General features: G+C 68.4%; 16 protein-coding genes and 2 tRNA genes. 12 read left to right on the plus strand and 6 right to left on the minus strand.

Features of this window, described 5'->3' with window-relative positions; genetic code table 11:
- Window positions 1-448 precede the first annotated feature (448 nt).
- Window positions 449-1303, minus strand: a complete 855-nt coding sequence (locus tag PV396_RS40020) for a hypothetical protein (RefSeq protein WP_319213252.1) — start codon at window positions 1301-1303, stop codon at window positions 449-451.
- On the minus strand, window positions 1303-2676 hold the full coding sequence (locus tag PV396_RS40025) for an AAA family ATPase (protein ID WP_319213253.1): 1374 nt from the start codon (window positions 2674-2676) through the stop codon (window positions 1303-1305). The genes PV396_RS40020 and PV396_RS40025 overlap by 1 nt, the downstream gene beginning before the upstream one ends.
- A gap of 807 nt (window positions 2677-3483) precedes the next feature.
- Between PV396_RS40025 and PV396_RS40030 the strand changes: the two genes are divergently transcribed.
- The gene (locus tag PV396_RS40030) at window positions 3484-3840 is read left to right on the plus strand and encodes a hypothetical protein (RefSeq protein WP_319213254.1); all 357 of its coding nucleotides are present in this window, start codon (window positions 3484-3486) and stop codon (window positions 3838-3840) included.
- 53 nt (window positions 3841-3893) lie between these two features.
- On the opposite strand, the gene PV396_RS40035 is transcribed toward PV396_RS40030, so the two are convergent.
- Complete coding sequence (locus tag PV396_RS40035) at window positions 3894-4763, minus strand: bifunctional DNA primase/polymerase (protein ID WP_319213255.1); 870 nt, start codon at window positions 4761-4763, stop codon at window positions 3894-3896.
- A 408-nt stretch (window positions 4764-5171) separates the two neighbouring features.
- Between PV396_RS40035 and PV396_RS40040 the strand changes: the two genes are divergently transcribed.
- The 6 genes from PV396_RS40040 (at window position 5172) to PV396_RS40065 (ending at window position 10826) form a co-directional block, all read left to right on the plus strand.
- The gene (locus tag PV396_RS40040; RefSeq protein WP_319213256.1) at window positions 5172-5477 is read left to right on the plus strand and encodes a hypothetical protein; all 306 of its coding nucleotides are present in this window, start codon (window positions 5172-5174) and stop codon (window positions 5475-5477) included.
- Between the two features lie 279 nt (window positions 5478-5756).
- Entirely contained in the window at window positions 5757-6677 is a 921-nt protein-coding gene (locus tag PV396_RS40045) for a bifunctional MaoC family dehydratase N-terminal/OB-fold nucleic acid binding domain-containing protein (protein WP_319213332.1), read from the plus strand.
- Window positions 6674-7081 carry a MaoC family dehydratase gene (locus PV396_RS40050; protein ID WP_319213257.1) on the plus strand — a complete coding sequence of 136 codons (408 nt, stop codon included), beginning with the start codon at window positions 6674-6676 and terminating at the stop codon, window positions 7079-7081. Before PV396_RS40045 ends, PV396_RS40050 begins: the two co-directional genes overlap by 4 nt.
- The gene (locus tag PV396_RS40055; RefSeq protein WP_319213258.1) at window positions 7078-8244 is read left to right on the plus strand and encodes a lipid-transfer protein; all 1167 of its coding nucleotides are present in this window, start codon (window positions 7078-7080) and stop codon (window positions 8242-8244) included. Before PV396_RS40050 ends, PV396_RS40055 begins: the two co-directional genes overlap by 4 nt.
- Window positions 8245-8469: 225 nt before the next feature.
- On the plus strand, window positions 8470-9042 hold the full coding sequence (locus PV396_RS40060; protein ID WP_319213259.1) for a SigE family RNA polymerase sigma factor: 573 nt from the start codon (window positions 8470-8472) through the stop codon (window positions 9040-9042).
- Between the two features lie 140 nt (window positions 9043-9182).
- Window positions 9183-10826 (plus strand): long-chain fatty acid--CoA ligase, encoded by a 1644-nt coding sequence (locus PV396_RS40065; protein ID WP_319213333.1) that lies wholly within the window; start codon window positions 9183-9185, stop codon window positions 10824-10826.
- A gap of 62 nt (window positions 10827-10888) precedes the next feature.
- On the opposite strand, the gene PV396_RS40070 is transcribed toward PV396_RS40065, so the two are convergent.
- A complete protein-coding gene (locus PV396_RS40070; RefSeq protein WP_319213260.1) occupies window positions 10889-15487 on the minus strand; it encodes a PAS domain-containing protein in 4599 nt (1532 codons plus the stop codon).
- A 182-nt stretch (window positions 15488-15669) separates the two neighbouring features.
- The gene (locus PV396_RS40075; RefSeq protein ID WP_319213261.1) at window positions 15670-16314 is read right to left on the minus strand and encodes an SSI family serine proteinase inhibitor; all 645 of its coding nucleotides are present in this window, start codon (window positions 16312-16314) and stop codon (window positions 15670-15672) included.
- 184 nt (window positions 16315-16498) lie between these two features.
- On the opposite strand from PV396_RS40075, the gene PV396_RS40080 reads away from it, so the two are divergent.
- The 4 genes from PV396_RS40080 to PV396_RS40095 all read left to right on the plus strand — a co-directional run bounded on the left by PV396_RS40080 (window position 16499) and on the right by PV396_RS40095 (window position 18372).
- Window positions 16499-16589 (plus strand) — tRNA-Ser (locus tag PV396_RS40080).
- Between the two features lie 173 nt (window positions 16590-16762).
- A tRNA-Arg gene (locus tag PV396_RS40085) sits at window positions 16763-16835 on the plus strand.
- A gap of 447 nt (window positions 16836-17282) precedes the next feature.
- The gene (locus PV396_RS40090; RefSeq protein ID WP_319213262.1) at window positions 17283-17636 is read left to right on the plus strand and encodes an ANTAR domain-containing protein; all 354 of its coding nucleotides are present in this window, start codon (window positions 17283-17285) and stop codon (window positions 17634-17636) included.
- Window positions 17637-17691: 55 nt separating this feature from the next.
- Entirely contained in the window at window positions 17692-18372 is a 681-nt protein-coding gene (locus PV396_RS40095; protein ID WP_319213263.1) for a class I SAM-dependent methyltransferase, read from the plus strand.
- Window positions 18373-18394: 22 nt separating this feature from the next.
- Here the strand turns inward: PV396_RS40095 and PV396_RS40100 are convergent, their stop codons facing one another.
- The gene (locus PV396_RS40100) at window positions 18395-18823 is read right to left on the minus strand and encodes a helix-turn-helix domain-containing protein (RefSeq protein ID WP_319213334.1); all 429 of its coding nucleotides are present in this window, start codon (window positions 18821-18823) and stop codon (window positions 18395-18397) included.
- A gap of 183 nt (window positions 18824-19006) precedes the next feature.
- Here PV396_RS40100 and PV396_RS40105 point away from each other — a divergent pair, with 183 nt between their 5' ends.
- Complete coding sequence (locus PV396_RS40105; RefSeq protein ID WP_319213264.1) at window positions 19007-19369, plus strand: HGxxPAAW family protein; 363 nt, start codon at window positions 19007-19009, stop codon at window positions 19367-19369.
- Window positions 19370-19427: the final 58 nt, after the last annotated feature.

Raw genomic sequence — 19427 nt, forward strand, 5'->3', positions numbered from 1 at the left:
GGCACCTGGCACATCGCACCGGCCGGTACATGACCACAGGGGTTGTCCGGCCTGACGGCCGGACAACCCCTCACCAAGATCTTCATCGACCTTCTAGCCCCGGTTGGGCCCTACGCTACAGCCCGCCTATCAGCTGATCCGCTCGTATGACGACGGCCCGCACCGAACGGTGCGGGCCGACACTTTTTGCTCAGCACGCAGCCACAAGCCTTCGCTTGCCGCGACTCGCCAGGAGGTGGAGCAGGGCAAGGGGGGTGCCGAAAACCATGAGTTCACCGCGTGCCATCACCCTCAGAGCGTCAGCCAGCGGTGCCCATCCGTGGAGCACTCTCCGTTCTGAGGCAGGGCGGGCGTAGCTGTGCATCGAGAATGCCCCTCCATGCCCGGTCGCCTGCCTAGTACGACTCTCGCGTGATGGTCACGACTGCGATAAGTGGAAACGGTCAAATCAAGAAGTCAGGCGCCAAACCGTACGCTGAGAGCGCTTTTCCCAATCCTGAACTTCTTGGAATAGCTGGGTTCTGCGGAGATGGTCAGGAGTCCATGAGGCCCTGCACGCTTTCTCGATAAATTCGGCCTTTATAGCGACTCCCCAGGTCGTTTTCATGATATGGCTGAGCGCACGAAACAAGTCGTGACCTTGACTTATTCTTCGCCTTCCTGAACCTGCCTGCGGCGCGGCTTGCAGACAGGTAAGAATGGTTGTCTCGGTGACACTTTCAGTCTCGCAACGCTTAAAAGCGAGATCGCACAACTTCGTGTAATCAATGCATTTATCGGGTGTGGTTATTTGATCGATCGGAAATTTCTCGGTTCGTAGAATGATCGAGTTCTGGCAGACCCAAAGGCGGAGGGTTCCGATAACCGATGCGATGCCAGTCGCGTACTCTGTCACGCTATTTAGCGGAAGAGTGGATTCTTGGTGGTGGACGTTTTCAAATCCGCAGAGACTTTCCACCATGCGAGTGGTCAAACCGTCGGCAAAGAAAACCATTGCGTCTAGGTCGTAGTCGTCGGTGTATACGATATTTGTGCTGGAGCTGCGCTGTTCTGCCATATCTACGAAATCTCTATCTAGAACCCCCAGAACCCCGTTAAATCCCTGATCATCGCACAGTTCCAGAGTCTGGAGAACGGCTGTTTTTCCACCAGCGACGACGAACCTACAGTCGTCTCGGGAAATGCAATTTGTAAGGGTGCCGGCATCGCTTCCACCTTCGACAACTATGACTGTCATGGAGTCGTGGTTTAGAAGCATGCCGATTTGGTTTCGTCGCTGCTCTGGCGTGATGAGCTCCAGCATCAGGAGACTTCCCCCTCGGTGCTGCTTTCCGAATGAAGACCGATTGTATGGGACCACCATTCGTTAATGATTTGCGGCGAATGGGTTGCTACGATGAATCGAAACTGCGCGAGTGTTGCGACTCGGACAATATCGCCCATGAATTCTTGCTGCCATGCAACATGCAGCGAAATTTCCGGCTCGTCGATCATTACGATTGAGTTAGCTTGCACGTTAAATAGGAGGTCGTACATCAGCACAAGTTCGTGCTGCTCGCCTGAAGACAGAAGTTGCGGTGGAACCTCCTGCCCGGTGTCGGAAACAAAGACAAATCCGCCTTCGCGGTTAATTACCAGCCGCTTGAAGAGGAAACGCTTGTTAACAATTGAAGTGAGTAGCTCAACGCGATATAGAAGGTCAAGGAACGTCGACAACTTCTCCTTACTGTCTCGCAAGTATGTGCCTAGAACCTTCCGTTGAGATTCAGTCAGTTCTTTATCCTTCAGGGCGACATCCATCGACTCCTCAAGGAGTGCGATCCGGGCCAGTCGATTGCGAAGCTCGCTTTGTTCCGCATAGAGTGCCCGGATCTCTTTTTCTGTAGGGATCGACTCGTCTGGGTTATCGTCAAGGATTCGACTTGGGAAACTCTTATCTAGTGCTTGAGATTTCCTGGAATTCTCTGCCAGGGCCGCGCCAAGTCGGCGAACTAGATCGTTAGAAAGCTCAGTTACGCGCATCCGCTGATGATGAGAGTCGACGCCATGCCGTCGAACATTTTCCTTGATTTGGTTCAGGATCAATAGGCGCTGCGTTTCTACCATATGAATATGCACGCCACTCAAAAATGTAACGATTTCTTCATCGAGTGAAGAGACGTCGTACAGGGATCCGCGAGTGTTACGAAAGCGAGGGCGCCCAGACTCCAGCCAGTAGGGAGAATCCTCCCCACTCTTTAGTGCCCGGTACTTCTCTTTAACCGAAAGGCCACTCTCCAGTAGCTGTGTCGTTTCTTGGGCAATATCTCGTGCGACTGCGGTTGGAAACTGATGCAATGCGCTCTCAATGTGGCCAGTCACTGGCTTCGAGCCGCGCCTGAGGAAAGTAAAGATGAGTTTTTCTGGAATAGTCCAATTTATCGGTTTACTCTTCGATTCCTTGGTGATTGTAAGCTTGCATTTTTCGTCGAACTCGAATGTTGCCTTGGAGAATGGTGTTTCGAAGATTTTGGTGAGGTTGAAACAGAATACCGCCTCCACTAGTTCGAGCATTCGCGTCTTTCCGACTCCATTCGGTCCGTGAAGGATGACGAACTGTGAATCGTTAGGAAAAATAACCTCATGCCTAAACCTGTTAAGGAGATCTTCGACGGTGAAAGAGCGCAGTGTATTCATTGAGGATCCCCAGGGGTGTCGTCTGTGAGTTTGATTGTCCTGTGGCAGGCGTGATGCGTCGGTCAAGGCTAGCTAACCGCTCCTCCCTACGGGGGTAAATTGCTCACCTTGGTCAACGAAACTGCAAGTTCGAGCCGTGTCTGTGGCATCGAGCCAGATGTGTTCAGTACGCGTGCGTGTAGGGGCCGTTGGCACAGCTCCTTGCCAGCGGGCTACGGCAACCTCCTGGACCTCGGCAGGGCTGAGGGTGCTGTAAAATCTGCTGGCTGTCTCTGTCGTGACTCTCATGCGGACGGCTGAGCTGTCTCGGAGCTGCTCGTTGCAAGTTCTCATCTGCTCGCGGTGGAACGAGCGCCCGCAGACGTCAACGGCTGATGTTTCACCCCTCTGGCAGGGAGTTGTGGGCTATGTGTGGGCCAGCTGGCCGCCAACGACCCTGGAATGACGCTCCCCCCGCAGGTCAGACAGTGTTTGGTTCCCGATTCCGCGACGCTCTTGAAAACCGTCGTGGCAGCGATGTCACCGTGGGTTCAAATCCCACACCCACCGCAGCAGGTCAGAAGGGGTGCCCCTGGACAGGGGGCGCCCCTTCTGCACGTTTACGCACGTCCCGGCAGCAGCTGCTGTTTCTTCGCCCCCGCCCTCATACGGCGCGGCACGCGCGCCCGTCCACCCGGTGGTGCGGGCAACGGTGCCTGACCGATCGCGAGTTCGAGACCGGCACGCGGCCGAACGGTCCGAAGGGGACGACATGTTGAACAAGTCAGCGAGGCGCGGCGCCCGGCTGGGCGGCGGCGCGGCGGTGCTGTGCGCGCTCGCCAGACCGTGGGCGCCGCGCCTGCCCGGGCGACCGCCGAACAGACGTCGGCGGGCACGATGTTCACCACCTGGGCGACGGATGTGAACGTCCGACGGGACTCGGCCCCGGGCTTCCGCTGCCCCGAGTTCCCCTCGCCCGGCAACTGCCCGCAGGTGATCGGCAAGGCGCAGCGGGGCGACCAGCTCGAGGTGTCGTGCCAGACGCGGGGTGAGACGGTCGGCTCCAACCCGAACTGGGTCTTCGTGGACAACCGGACCCGGGGCTTCTACGGGTGGATGGCGAGCTACTACATCTCGCACCCGGACAACTGGCTGCCCGGCGTCCCGCAGTGTTACGGCCCGTGACACCTCGGTACGGATGGGGAGGGGGGATGGGGAAGCGGGTCCCGCCCCCACTCTCACCCCCGCCACCCCGTCATCCGCGCCGCCGAAGCCACCGTCGCCCTGGCCTCCCGGTCCGTCAGGCCTGTCTGGACCGCCGCGGTTATCAACGCACCCAGTAGGCCAGGGCCCAGGCCGTTCTCGTACGCGCGGCACGCTGCCCAGAACAGGCGGGTGTTGCGTTGGCCCTCGTGGGCGGCGAGGACGAAGTGGACCAGGCCCTGGCCGTGGTGCTCGTCCGGTGAGGAGGGCGCGGCGCGGTGGGTGCGGGGCGGGGGGAGGAGAAGACGCAGGAGGGACGGTGGGCAGGGGGCCGGGGTCAGATGGGCGGTGCCCGGGGCCGTGCCGTAGACGCCGTGTTCGGTGCGGGAGCCGGGGCCGACGAGGTAGCCGCCGGCTCCTCTGATGTCGATTCCGGGGGCCAGCCGGCTCGCCGAGTTGGGGACCACGGCGTCCGGAGGGCCGGTCAGCCACAGGTGGCGGCCGCCGGACGGGGTCAGGACGACGACCGTCTCGGGGATCGTGAAGAGGTGGCGCAGGGCCAGCTCGCGCAGGGCCGCGGAGGAGTCGGTGCCCGACTTGGTGTCCAGGTCGATGCCGATGAGGTGGTGCGGGGGCAGGCCGCAGGCGATGCCGTAACCGGTGGCCCAGGGGGCGGCGGCGAAGAGTTCGCGGATACGGGACGGGTCGGTCGAGGCGTCGTACACGCCGTGGCCCGTGACTCCGCACTCGCCGCGGCACAGGACGGGCGTCGGGTCGGCGCGGTGGGGGGAGCGCAGGGCCGGGAGTTTCGTCCGGGACAGGGGGATGACGGCCAGGCCGCGTTCGGCGGCTGACAGGGCGTGGGCGAGGGCCAGCGTCGTGGCCTGCCGTTCTGTGGTGGCCATACTTCTATATTCGTACTTGTGTTCGAGAAAAGGAAGGGTGCGCGGGTCGGTCGGGCCGGTTCGGCGGAATGGCTCGAAATGTGCGGGAACGCTTCGCCCCTTGCGCCCCTTGGGTAACCGTGCGCCGGCTTGGCGGAAATCGTCTTTATCAGCCTGAACTGCGACTTTGATGATGTGAAGAGGGTTTATCGACTTGTCATCACGCTTCAGGGGGAATAAACGGTTCCGGGGTGGTTCGCCGGGGATTCGGTGGGCAATTCTGATCTCGCGACGCAGCGCACAGCGGCGGAGCGACACCGGGGCGGGTGGCCAACTGCCTTGGAGTCAGAGGTAGTTCGCGCATCACACGTACTTCGTACGGTCCGGCGGCATCACGGAGCCGGGGCGTACTTTTCTGGAGGAACAGACATGGCAAGCATCCGTACCGCCCGCGTTCTCGCCGCGGTCTCGGCCCTGCCCCTCGCCGCCGCGCTCTTCGGCGGTGTCGCGGCGGCGGACAACGGCGCCTTCGCGGACAACGGATCGAACGCGGCCGTCGCCGGCATCGTCGGCAGCGGAGTGGGCGGAAACAACAACGGCAACGCGTCCACCTCGCAGCAGCAGGCGGTCGGTTCCGGCGCCTCGAACCAGAACAACACCGCGCAGGTCAACGGCTCCGCGTTCACGGCCATCGACCAGTCCAACGCCGTCGTCAACTTCACCAACCTCTGGTGAGCCGTGGGGCCGACGGGGGTGTGGGTCCCCGGCGGTCCTGAACTCCCTGGTGGGGAGCGCTTCATGGGGTGATGAATCGTCTGCGCGGCGGCACGTACTTCGGTACATCGTGTCGCCGCGCAGGCGTTTTCGGACCCTTGACACCCTCCCGTATCTGACGGACAGTCAGAAACCGTGAGCCACCCACTCAGCGACCCACCCAGCGCCCCACGCGGCCACCCGCTCCGTCATCCCGCCGGCCATCCGTCCCGCCCCTCGTCGGACGAGCAACTCGGCCCGCTGCTGGCCGCGTTCGAAGGGCGGCCCGCCGTCGTCGGCGGGGTCGGAAAGGATCCCGTCAACCTGCCGATGATCCGGCACTGGTGCGAGGCACTGGGCGACACCGGTGCCGCGTACGCCGGGCCGGACGCGGTCGCGCCGCCCGCCATGCTCCAGGTGTGGACCATGGGCGGCCTCTCCGGGAACCAGGGCCGCTCGGCCGCGTACGACGAACTGCTCGCCCTCCTCGACGACGCGGGCTGCACCTCGGTCGTCGCCACCGACTGCGAGCAGGAGTACCTGAGGCCCCTGAGGCCGGGCGACAGGGTCACGTATGAATCGGTCGTCGAGTCCGTCTCCGGGCCCAAGACCACCAAGCTCGGCACCGGCTACTTCGTCACGACCCGGATGGATGTACGGGTGGACGGTGAGCCCGTCGGCTCGCACCGGTTCCGGATCCTCAAGTACGCCCCCGCGCGCGCCCCTGAGACATCTGCGGGGCGGAAAACCCCGGAGACCCCCGCCGCGACCCGCCCCCGGCCCGTCGTCAACCGCGACAACGCCGGATTCTGGGACGGCGTCGAACGTCACCAGCTCCTCATCCAGCGTTGCCTCGGCTGCCGCGCCCTCCGTTTCCCCTGGCTGCCGGGGTGCAACGCCTGCGGCAGCGGCGACTGGGACACCGTCGAGGCGTGCGGCGACGGCACCGTCTACTCGTACGTCGTCATGTACCACCCGCCCTTCCCCGCCTTCGACCCGCCCTACGCGGTCGGGCTGATCGAGCTCGCCGAGGGGGTGCGGATCATCAGCAACGTGGTGGGCGTGCCGTACGACAAGGTGCGGATCGGGATGCCGGTGCGGCTGGAATTCGTACGGTACGAGGAGGGGCAGCCGGCCCTTCCGGTGTTCCGGGGCGGATCTTCGGCGGAGGTGGGTGCGTGAAGGCCGGGGACGAACTGCCGCCGCTCGAGATCGAGATCACGCGGACACTGATCGTCTCCGGGGCCGTCGCGTCCCGCGACTTCCAGGACGTGCACCACGACGCCGAGCTGGCGCGGGCGAAGGGCTCCCCCGACATCTTCATGAACATCCTCACCACGAACGGGCTGGTGGGACGGTACATCACCGACTTCTTCGGCCCCACCGCCGTCCTGCGCAGGCTCGCCATCCGCCTCGGCGCCCCCAACTACCCCGGCGACACCATGGTGTTGACCGGCCGTGTCGAGGAGGTCGACGGCGGCACGGCCGTCATACGCGTCGTCGGCGCCAACGGGATCGGCCGGCATGTCTCGGGAACTGCGACCGTCTCCGTGCCCGTCTCCTCGGCCCCGGGAGGCACCCTGTGAGCCTGCACGCGCGTGACGCGCTCGGCGGCCGTACGGCCATCGTCGGCATCGGGGCCACCGAGTTCTCCAAGGACTCGGGGCGCAGCGAGCTGCGGCTCGCGGTGGAGGCGGTGCGGGCCGCGCTCGACGACGCCGGGCTGACGCCCGCCGACGTGGACGGCATGGTCACGTTCACGATGGACACGAGCCCGGAGATCACCGTCGCGCAGGCCGCCGGTATCGGGGAGCTGTCCTTCTTCTCCCGGGTCCACTACGGCGGGGGCGCCGCCTGCGCGACCGTGCAGCAGGCCGCGCTCGCCGTCGCGGCCGGGGTCGCCGAGGTCGTCGTCTGCTACCGGGCGTTCAATGAGCGGTCGGGACGGCGATTCGGGTCGGGGGTGCAGCGGCGGGAACCGTCGGCCGAGGGTGCGGCGCTCGGCTGGTCGCTGCCGTTCGGGCTGCTCACGCCCGCGTCCTGGGTGGCGATGGCGGCGCAGCGGTACCTGTACACGTACGGGCTGTCGCCGGACGCCTTCGGGCACGTCGCCGTCCGTGGCCGGAAGTACGCGGCGACCAATCCGGCCGCCTGGTTCCACGGCCGGCCCATCACCCTCGCCGACCACGCGGCCTCGCGCTGGATCGCCGAGCCGCTGCGGCTGCTGGACTGCTGCCAGGAGACGGACGGCGGCCAGGCGGTCGTCGTCACCTCCGTCGAACGGGCGCGCGACCTGCGGCACCCGCCCGCCGTCGTCGCGGCGGCGGCCCAGGGCGCGGGCCGCGCCCAGGAACAGATGACCAGCTTCTACCGCGACGACCTCACCGGCCTCCCCGAGATGGGTGTCGTGGCCCGTCAACTGTGGCGGACCGCCGGCGTCGGCCCGTCCGACATCGACGTCGCCATCCTGTACGACCACTTCACCCCGTTCGTACTGATGCAGCTCGAGGAGTTCGGCTTCTGCGCGCCGGGTGAGGCCGCGGAATTCGTCGCGGCCGAGGGACTGCCCCTGAACACGCACGGCGGTCAGCTCGGGGAGGCGTACCTGCACGGCATGAACGGCATCGCGGAGGCGGTGCGCCAGCTCCGCAAAACCGCCGTCAACCGGGTGCCGGGCGCGGAAAGAGTGCTGGTCACCGCCGGTACGGGGGTGCCGACCTCGGGGCTGGTACTGGAGGCCGCTGGATGAACCGGCCTGGTCGGGCGACCACCGGATCCCCGGCTGCCGCTACTACTGGAGGAGCAGCTTCCGTAGTACCCCCGTACCACCCCTCAGGGGCGAACCCTCATAGCTCGGTACTGTGCCTCCACCTTCAGGAGGTGGAGGTGGCCTCCCTCCTACAACCTGAGGGGGACGCGGCTTCGGGACCTGCGGCCGATGAGCCGGAGTAGGGGTCGAACCTAGCGTAGAGCCATGACCACACTCGTCTGCACCAGCGCTTCGAACGCGGCTACGCCGGCGACGCAGACCCTGTCGTTCGCGTCGTACACCTCGTACCCGTCGTTCTCCTCGTACGTGAAGGCCCGCCGCCCGGTGCTGCTGCGCACCGCCCGGTCGCTCACCGCGAACCCGAGCGACGCCGAGGACCTGCTGCAGACCGCGCTCACCAAGACGTACGTCGCCTGGGAGCGCATCGAGGACCACCGCGCGCTCGACGGCTATGTCCGCCGGGCGCTGCTGAACACGCGGACCTCGCAGTGGCGCAAGCGCAAGGTCGACGAGTTCGTCTGCGACGAGCTGCCGGAGCCCGAGGGGACACCGGTCGGCGATCCGGCGGAGCACCAGGTGCTGCACGACGCGATGTGGCGCGCGATCATGAAACTGCCCGCGCGGCAGCGGGCGATGGTGGTGCTGCGGTACTACGAGGACCTGAGCGAGGTCCAGACGGCCGAGGTGCTCGGAGTGTCGGTGGGAACGGTCAAGTCGGCTGTCTCGCGGGCGTTGGGCAAGCTGCGCGAGGACCCCGAACTGGTACTCGCCCGCTAGTCCCAGAGTTCCGCAGCCCGACGTGATCTGATCGATCGCTCGCTCCTAGTGACGTACCGGCCGGTATGTGAGCAGAATCAGCACACCATTTACCACCGAGTAGGCGATGAAGCCCCCGGGAGGACGCCGTGCTGAGCACCATGCAGGACGTACCGCTGCTGATCTCAAGGATCCTGACCCATGGGTCGACGATCCACGGCGACTCGCAGGTCATCACCTGGACCGGCGAGGCCGAACCCCGGCGCCGCTCCTTCGCCGAGATCGGGGCACGGTCCGCACAGCTGGCGCACGCCCTGCGCGACGACCTCGGAGTCACCGGCGACGACCGTGTGGCCACTTTGATGTGGAACAACCCCGAGCATGTCGAGGCCTACTTCGCGATCCCCTCCATGGGCGCGGTCCTGCACACCCTCAACCTGCGACTGCCTCCCGAACAGCTGGCCTGGATCGTCAACCACGCCGCCGACAAGGTGATCATCGCGAACGGCTCGCTGCTGCCGCTGCTCGTCCCGCTGCTCCCGCACTTCAAGACGGTCGAGCACGTCGTGATCGCCGGCCCCGGTGACCGTTCCGGCCTCGCCGGGTCGCACGCCCAGGTGCACGAGTACGAGGACCTCATCGCAGGGAAGCCGACCGGCTACGACTGGCCCGAGCTGGACGAACGTACGGCCGCGTCCATGTGCTACACCTCCGGCACGACGGGCGACCCCAAGGGCGTGGTCTACAGCCACCGTTCCATCTATCTGCACTCCATGCAGGTCAACATGGCCCAGTCCATGGGTCTGACCGACCAGGACACCTCCCTCCTGGTGGTCCCGCAGTTCCATGTCAACGCCTGGGGGCTGCCCCACGCCACCTTCATGACCGGCGTCAACATGCTGATGCCGGATCGCTTCCTGCAGCCCGCCCCGCTCGCCGAGATGATCGAGCAGATCCGGCCGACGCACGCCGCCGCGGTCCCCACCATCTGGCAGGGCCTCCTCGGCGAGCTGACCGCACGCCCCAGGAACGTCACCTCCCTCCAGCAGGTCACCATCGGCGGCTCCGCCTGTCCGCCCGCCCTCATGGCGGCCTTCGACGAGCTGGGCATGCGTGTCTGCCACGCCTGGGGCATGACGGAGACCTCCCCGCTCGGCACGATCGCCCGCCCGCCGGCCAGTGCCCTCGGTACGGACGAGGAGTTCGCGTACCGCCTCACGCAGGGCCGTTTCCCGGCGAGCGTCGAGGCCCGGCTGAGCGGTCCCGCGGGCGAACGCCTCCCCTGGGACGGCGAATCGGCCGGTGAGCTGGAGGTGCGCGGCCCGTGGATCGCGGGCTCCTACTACAACGGCGCCGACGGTGAACCCCTGCGCCCCGCCGACAAGTTCAGCGAGGACGGCTGGCTCAAGACGGGCGACGTGGGCACCATCAGTCCCGACGGCTTCCTGACCCTCACCGACCGCGCCAAGGACGTCATCAAGTCCGGCGGCGAGTGGATCTCGTCCGTCGACCTGGAGAACGCCCTCATGGCCCACCCGGACGTCCTGGAGGCGGCCGTTGTGGCCGTCCCCGACGAGAAGTGGGGTGAGCGCCCGCTGGCCACCGTCGTGCTGTCGGAGGGCTCGACCGCCGACTTCGCGTCCCTGCGCGACTTCCTCGCCGACGACGGCAAGATCGCCAAGTGGCAGCTCCCGGAGCGCTGGACGATCATCGAGTCGGTACCGAAGACAAGCGTCGGCAAGTTCGACAAGAAGGTCCTGCGCAAGCAGTACGCGGAGGGCGAGCTGGACGTCACCAAGCTCTGACATACGACGAGCCGGGGCAGTGTTTCACGTGAAACACTGCCCCGGCTCTCGAGTGAAATGTGTTAGTTGGTGCCGATACGGGCGAGCAGGTCGACGATCCGGCTCTGAACCTCGGTACTGGTGGACCGTTCGGCGAGGAACAGCACCGTCTCCCCCGAAGCGAGCCTCGGCAGATCGGCCTGGTCGACGGCGGCCGTGTAGACGACCAGCGGAGTGCGGTTCAACTGCCCGTTCGCCCGCAGCCAGTCCACGATCCCGGCCCTGCGACGCCGTACCTGAAGCAGGTCCATGACCACCAGGTTCGGCCGCAACTGCGAGGCCAGCGTGACCGCGTCGGCGTCGCTCGCGGCCCGCGCGACCTGCATCCCGCGCCGCTCCAGCGTCGCCGTGAGCGCGAGCGCGATCTCCGCGTGCTCCTCGATGAGCAGGACCCGCGGCGGATGCTGCTCACTGTCGCGCGGGGCGAGCGCCTTCAGCAGTACGGCGGGGTCGGCGCCGTACGCCGCCTCGCGCGTCGCCTGCCCGAGTCCGGCGGTGACCAGTACCGGCACCTCGGCGGCCACGGCGGCCTGGCGCAGCGACTGGAGGGCGGTCCGGGTGATCGGCCCGGTCAGCGGGTCGACGAACAGCGCCGCGGGGAAGGCCGCGATCTGCGCGTTGACCTCCTCGCGGGAGTGCACGATGACAGGCCGGTAGCCACGGTCGCTGAGCGCCTGCTGCGTGGTGACGTCCGGCGCCGGCCACACCAGCAGCCGGCGCGGGTTGTCCAGCGGCTCCGGCGGCAGCTCGTCGTCCATCGGCCGCGGCTGCGGCTGGTCGGAGACCTCGACCGCCCCGCCGGGACCGTCGAGCGGCTCGGGCCCCTCGGCGGCGTTCTCGTCCGGCGCTCCTATGGCGTACGAGCGCCCGGCTCCCTCGGTGAACCCGGGCAGCCGCGGAGCGCCCGGGGCGAGCTGTGTCTGCCCGGCCAACGAGGGCTGCGCGGGCAACGGCACCTGAGCGAGCGGTGCTTGTCCGGCGAGCGACGGCTGACCCGGCAGGGGCGCCTGGCCGGCCAGGGAAGGCTGCGCGGGGACGGGAGCGGGAGGCGCGGCCTGCGCCGCCTGAGGCGCGGCGGTGGCGGCCTGGCCCGGCTGAGGGTGCGGACGGGCCGCCGTCTCCGGCTGGCCGCCGACGGGTTCGGTACGGGTCCCGAGCTTGCGGCGGCGGCCGGAGCCGTTCGACCCGTTGGTGCCGTTCGGGGGCGTGGCGGACTGCGGCTGGCCCGGCGTCTGAACCTGCGCCGCCTGCCGACTGAACGGCACGCCCTGCCCGAGGGTGCGCACACTGATCGCCCGCCCCTGCGTCGAGTTCGGGTCGACCTGCGCGATGGCGGCCTCGGCGGGCAGCGCCTGCCCGGGCTGGACCGGCGCGACACCTTCAGCAGGGAGCGGGGTGACTACCGCCTGAGGCGCGGGCGCGGGGGCGGGGGCGGGGACGGGGGCAGGAGCGGCTGCGGCTGCTGCCGCGTTCGGGTCCAGCTGCGGCTGCGGCTGCGGCTGCGGCTGTACGGCGGCGCTGACGTCCGGGGTTTCGTCGTCGGCCTGGGGCCAGGGCTGGGGCTGGGCGACGGGGGCGGTCTGGGCCGGGATCGCCTGGCCGGGGGCGAGGCCCTGGGCGAGGGCGGGCTGGGGCGCCGTACCCTGCGCCGGGACCTGCTGGGCAACGGCCTGGGGCGCCTGCTGCAGGGCTTGTTGGGGGACCTGCTGACCCGGGACTCCCTGCGCCGGGACTCCCTGCGCAGGGACAGGCTGGCCGGCAATGGGCTGGGCGACTGCGGGCTGGCCGGGCATGGGTTGACCGGGCACGGGCTGCGGCGTAAGCCCCTGTGCGGGAACCGCCTGCCCGGGAACCGGCTGGCCCGGCATGGCCTGCGCGACCTGCTGGGCCTGCGGCACCTGAGCCATGCCAGGGGTCTGCCCGGGCATGCCCTGTGCGGGCACGGGCTGCTGACCGTGCCCCGGTACGCCGCCCTGCGGACCGGCGGCGGCGACCTGGGCGGCCGGTGCCTGCACGGGAGCCTGTGCGGGCACGGCCTGACCGGGAATCCCGCCCGGCGGTACGGTCCCCTGCTGGTCCGGGGCCTGACGCGCCCGGCGGCGGCCGGTCGGGGCGGACGTCGGATGCGGCTGGGGCGGGGTGTGGTCCTCGTCGGGGTCGTGCATGAGCCCGTCATGGCGGCCGGCGTCGTCGAACGGGTCGCCGACCGGACCGGCGGGTGCCTCGGGGACACCCTGGTCCGTCCGGTCCGCCTCGGCCGGGGGCAGGGCGAACACCGGACGGGGGCCCGCCTCCTGGGCGGCGCCGCGCTCGGCCGCAGCCGCGAGGGCCCGACGCCGACGCCCGGTCGGCTGCCCGCCCGCGCTGTCGTCGGCGGCGCCCTCCGCTGCCGGGGCCGCCGAAGGAGCCGCGGGCAGGGCGGGAGGCAGCGCGTGCTGCTCGCCTCCGCCGCGCCGCGCCGGAGCACCGGGCACACCCTGGGGCGGCACGGTCCCGCCCAGACCGGTCCCGGCGGCAGCGGTGCCCGCGCCGTGCTCACCCGCCATGACGACGGCACCCTCGGAGACGCCGCCCTCGTCGCCCGCGCCCGCCTCGACCCCTTCGACGGGGCTGGGACGGCCACGCCGACGCCCGGTACCGCTGTCGCCCTCGGCGGAGGACCCGGAGGACTGAGGCGCGTGACCAGCGGCGGCGGCGGCAGCCTCCTCGGCGGCACGCCTCCGGCGCCGCCCGGTGGGCGCGACCGCCTCGCTCCCGGGGTCACCGTTCTCGACCTCGACGTCGGCCTCGGCGACGCCTTCCGGACCATCACCTTCCAGAAACGCGTCCACGGACCGCCGGGCCCGCCGCCGCCCGCCGACCCCACCGTTGCCGTTGTCGCCGTTGTCGTCGACGACCTGCCCGGGCACGGCGAGCTCGGCGCCCACGGACGTCTCCGCGTCCTCGGCCTCCACCGCGCCCGCCCCGCCCCCGATGGGCACCTCGAGGACGTACGCGCTGCCGCTCATGCCCGGCACCTCGTGCGTCTGGAGCACGCCGCCGTGGGCCCGCACGATCCCGCGCACGATCGGCTCGTGCACCGGGTCTCCCCCGGGATACGGCCCGCGCACCTCGATCCGTACGACCTCACCGCGCTGCGCGGCGGCCACGACCACCGTGTTGTCCATGTAACCGCCCGCGGAGGCCGGCGAGTTGCCGGTCGCGTCGACGCCCGCGACGTCCGCGACGAGATGCGCGAGGGCGGTGGCGAGGCGCTGCGGGTCGACCTCGGCCTCGATCGGCGGTGCGTGCACGGCGAACTGGACCCGCCCGGGCCCGATCAGCTCGACGGCCCCGTCCACACCGGCCGCGACGACCGCGTCGAGCATCACCTTCGTACGGGTGACGGAGTCGGCGCCCGTGTCGAGCCGCTGGTAGGAGAGGACGTTGTCGACCAATGTGGTGATGCGCGAGTAACCGGCCGACAGATGGTGCAGCACCTGGTTGGCCTCGGGCCACAGCTGCCCGGCGTCGTCGGCCGCGAGGGCGGCCAGTTCGCGGCGCAGCTCGTCGAGGGGGCCGCGCAGTGAACGGCCGAGCAGCACGAGCAGCTGCTCCTGCCGGCCGGCCAGGGCCTCGTACCTGTCCTTCTCGCGCTCGGCGAGAGCCGCGTACCGGTCCTCACCGGCGGCGAGTTCCTCCTCGTGCTCCTCGCGCAACCGCTCGATCTCGGTGACGTGCTGCTGGCGCAGCGCGGTGAGCTCGGAGGCGTGCTCCTCGGCGACCCGCTCCAGCTCCTCCTCGTGCAGCTTGTCGGCGGCGTCCTTCTCCTCGGCCAGGGAGTCGTACGGACGCCGGTCGGTGAAGGTCATCACGGCGCCGACGAGCTGGTCGCCGTCCCGGACGGGCGCGGTCGTCAGATCGACGGACACCTTGTCGCCGCTCTTGGACCACAGCACCTGCCCGCGCACCCGGTGCTTGCGCCCGGACCGCAGGGTGTCGGCGAGCGGCGACTCCCCGTACGGGAAGGGCTCGCCGTCGGCGCGCGAGTGCAGGACGAGGGTGTGGAGCTCGCGTCCGCCGAGATCGCTGGCCCGGTAACCGAGTATCTGAGCGGCGGCCGGATTGACGAGGACGACCCGCCCCTCGGTGTCCGTCCCGACGACCCCTTCCGCGGCCGCGCGCAGGATCATCTCGGTCTGACGTTGCGATCGCGCGAGTTCGGCCTCGGTGTCGACGGTGCCGGACAGATCGCGTACGACGAGCATGAGCAGCTCGTCATTGGTGTAGCCGTAGCTGTCGTACGCCTGTTGGCCGTTCTCCAGATTCGCACTGGTGACCTCGACGGGAAACTCGCTCCCGTCCGTCCGTCGGGCGATCATCCGGGTCGGCTTGGTCTGCCCGTACGGGTCCATGGAATCGGGGCGCCGCATGGTGCCCGGGATCAGCCGTGAGTCGAACTGGGGCAGCAGATCGAGCAGCCCGCGCCCGACGAGGGCGGTGCCCGGCGTCTCGAAGGCCCCGAGGGCGATCGTATTGGCGTTGACGACGGTCCCATTGGCGTTGACCAGCACCAACGCATCGGGCAGCGCGTCGAGTATGGCTGCGAGGCGAGCAGCGCCTCGGGATGGCCTGCTGCTCACGAGACGCTTCCTCCCTGTTACCGCACCTTGCCGACCGCGGGCGCCATCTTGCCAACCGTCCCGCAACGTGTCACGCGAGGGAGTCTAAGGGCTGTGGTTGCGCTCGCGACGCCGGATGAGAGGGAGGTCGCACGACGAAGTGACACAGACCCTGTGACGGCCCCATTCACATCGCTCATGCGCTACGGGGCCCCCGTGACCGCGGTGTGAGGGCCCTCGGGGGTGTCGGTTCGCTGGTCGGGAGCTTGATCCGGAGCTTGACCGGGAACCCTCCCGAGCCCCTGTCGAAGATCGGGAAGCAGCGGTACGAGCCGGTCCCAGCGCGCCATCTGGCACCCGTTACTGCGGTCGAACGTGGCATCGACGGGCCGCCCGGCCCAGGTCCCGGTCACATGAGCGGTCGCCGGCCCGCCGTACATCATCGTGCAGACACTGTCCGGGGAGACGGGCGCGAACGGATCCTTCCCCCACCTAGCCCCCCGGTCGAGCGACCCACAGGCCCCGTCGACGTCGGGATGACTCCCGCCCCCCGGATGACACGCCAGCTCGAACCGCCCGTCCCCACGCCCACCGGTGCCCCGGACGGTGACGGTGAGGTGGTCGGAGGCGCGCCCCAGGGAAGTGGGAGCGAGAAGGGGCGCGAGAGGTGTGAGGGGACGGGCCTGCGGGACCGCGTCGGCGTACGCGGCCGTCGGCACGGCGGAGAAGGACGCGGCGGCGAGGGAGACACCGGCGGTGGCGGCGAACACGAGCCGACGGAGGGCGCCGCCGGCACCGGTGCCGGGAGGAGGGGCGGAGGGGAGGGCGTTGGGGGTGACCTTGACCATGACCTGACTAACGCCTGACGCCGACGGACGTTGCGCGGGCCGGGCCGGGCGGGGCGGTACGCGGGGCACAACGGCTTTGCCCTGCGCCCCGCCTGCCTAGTACCGTGGGAGGCGATTGGTGACACCGCGCTCGTCTGTGTCATCATCTGCACGCACCACTCGCGCTCGCGCGGGAGGTTGTGCTGGAGGCGTCGCCTAGTCCGGTCTATGGCGCCGCACTGCTAATGCGGTTTGGGGTTTACGCCCCATCGAGGGTTCAAATCCCTCCGCCTCCGCACCTCACCCGAAGCCCTGGTCGTCACAGACCGGGGCTTCGGTCGTTTTCGCAGGTCAGGCAGGGTGTGACCAAAGGATTTCACCTCACGCCGCCAGTCATGTAATGTTGTTCCCGCAACGCCAACCGGGCCGAAAAGCCTGGAGGGAAGAGCCAACACAACAGAAGACACAAGCACTCGTAGCTTAACGGATAGAGCATCTGACTACGGATCAGAAGGTTGCAGGTTCGAATCCTGCCGAGTGCACATCGATCAAAGGCCCCGCCGGTTCATCCGGCGGGGCCTTTGGCGTCAGTAGGTGACATCAGGGCCCCAGGTCGCCCAATTCGCAGGGGCCTTCATGGGTGACGCCCGCTGTTGGTGCGGTGTCGGGTCATTTGCGGGAGTTCTACGAGCAGTTGGCCCCGCGCAGGCGGGAGCCCGGAGCGCCGGCCTTCGAGGCTCGGCCGTGAGGATCCACGTCGGAAGACGCGGCGCCCCGCGTCGGTGATCCATACCGTTTTTTGTGCTCGGCGAACGGGGACCCGGCGCCGGTATCGAGGGAGCGAACTCTGGAATGCGGGACGGATGGCTGAGGCCGGACGGATCGCTGTCGGGCTGTCGGACGAAGTACCCCCTGGTAGGGCAAGACCTGGCCGGAACTGGTCGCTGCCATGCCGGATGCCGGCCCCTAGACGGTTCCGGTCCGTCTCCATGAGCGCCCCCTGGGGGGGCCTCACCCTGTTGGGCTATCGCGTCGGAGCCCTTGCCGACGACGTGCACCTCGCGCAGGCCCTGGCGGACTCAGCCGCGCTGATGCACTGGTCCATCGAACCGGCCCGGAGTGACGACGTCATCACCCGCGTCCAGAGCGCCATCTCCGGCAAGGCCCTCCTGGAGATCGCCAAGGGCATGATCGCCGAGTACGCGGACGTGAGCATCCCGGAGGCCGGACAGCTCCCGGCCGGTTACGCGAGCCGGCATCGGGTCAGTCTCGCCGAAACCGGGCACGCGCTGGTCAGCCGCTCCATGAAGCCGACCGTCATCGGCCCCGCGCGGAAAGCCTGACCGATCGGTGGGGGCCGGTTTCGATCGGCCCACCCCGTCGTCCTAGCGTTCGGGAATGACGATCCTGCCGCCATCCGTCCTGCGTGCGCTTGAGCGATTTCATGCCGCCCACCCCTGGGACCACAACGCCCACTACCACCCGTGGATCACGCGGCAGTTGCCGAGGCGGTACGGCCGGGCGCTGGACGTCGGGTGCGGCAGCGGGGACCTGGTGCGGTTGCTGGCCGGGCGGAGTACCTCGTCGGTGGTCGGGATCGACTCCGATCCCGTGATCATCCGGCAGGCCCGGGAAATCACTCCCCCCGCGCTTCCGGTCACGTTCACCGTCGCCGACGCGATGACCGGCCTTCTCGACGACCCGGCGGAGGGTTCGTACGACGTCATCACCTGCGTCGCAGTCGTCCACCACCTGCCGTACGCCGACGCGCTCGCCGTCTTCCGCCGGCGGCTGGCGCCCGGCGGGACGCTGGTCGTGGTGGGGCTGGCCCGCGCCGAGGGTCCCGTTGATCATCTGCTGGGAGGTGTCGCCGTCGTCGCGAACCTCGTCATGGCCTGGGTGAAGAACCGGGGGCGGCCTGCGGTGCGGCCGGTTGCCATGAGCGCTCGGACTCGGGCGGCGGAGATGGGGTTCGGTGAGGTGGTGAGGGAGGCACGGCGGGTGCTGCCGGGGTGCCGGGTGCGGCGGAGGCTCTTCTGGCGGTACACGTTGGTCTGGCGGCAGCCGACCCGGAGTTGATCTTTCTTTTGCCTTCCCCCTTCTATGTGTCCGTCCCGCGGATCTCGTCCATGTACTCGCGGGCCAGTTGGCCCTGGCGTGTGAACCAGTCGGACAGTACGGCCAGTTCCTCGGGGGAGTAGTCGGCGATGAGGGTGGCCAGGCGGGCGTAGTAGGGGCCGTAGAGGGCGTGGGCCCGGGCGACGGCGGCCGGTTCGGCGGCCACGCGGACGCGGCGGCGGTCGTTCGGGTCGGGGCGGCGGGTGATGTAGCCCGCGCGTTCGAGGCGGTTGAGGATTCCGGTGACCGCGCCCGTGGTGACGTGTGCGCGTTCGGCCAGGTCACCGGCGGTGAGCAGATCCTCGCCGGCCTCCAGGACGTAGCCGAAGCAGGTGATGTCGGTGACGTTCATGTTGAGGCGACGTGCCATCTCCTGCTGGCTGAGCAGGTGCGTCGCGATGGTGTGGTCCATCGCTGTGAGGAGTTGGGCGGGGGTCGCGGGTGGGCGAGCACTGCTACCAGCGGCGCTGGGTGTCGCGGAGGTGTCGGGCGGGTCTTGCTGGTCTTGCATGGAGATTGCCTTAGTTCGTAAGAGGTTTTGTGGCTAAACTGCTTAGGGAGTGAGAGATCTCGATTCTACTGGGGAGACGCTGACGTGAGCACATACGACGAGGGACACACCGTCGCCGGCTGGACCGGCACCGCCATCGCGACCGTCGGGTCCTGTGTGCTCGGGCTGGGGGTGTGCACGACCTCGGTTCTCGTGGTGGCGGGTGGGATCGTGGTGCTGGCCGTCGCCGTCCTGGTCACCTGGGTCCTTCATCTCGCCGGGTGGGGGAAGCCGCCTGGTGTGCGACCGGTGGGCGAGTGGCGGATGGGAGTCCGGGACCGCTCCGCGCGGGCGGGGCATCCGGAGTGCGTGGGGTGCCGGCTGGCGGGGCGGGGGCAGCGGGCGGTCAGGGTGGGCGGTACGGCCATTGCCGCCGAGGTTGTCGGCGCCGCTCCGGAACGGGTCTGATCCAGCTCTGGGGCTCTGAGCTGCGCCTTTGTTGATCGGCGGGGCGTTGTCAGTGGTA

It is taken from the genome of Streptomyces sp. ME02-8801-2C, from assembly GCF_033793965.1.
In the GTDB taxonomy this organism is placed as follows: Bacteria; Actinomycetota; Actinomycetes; order Streptomycetales; family Streptomycetaceae; genus Streptomyces.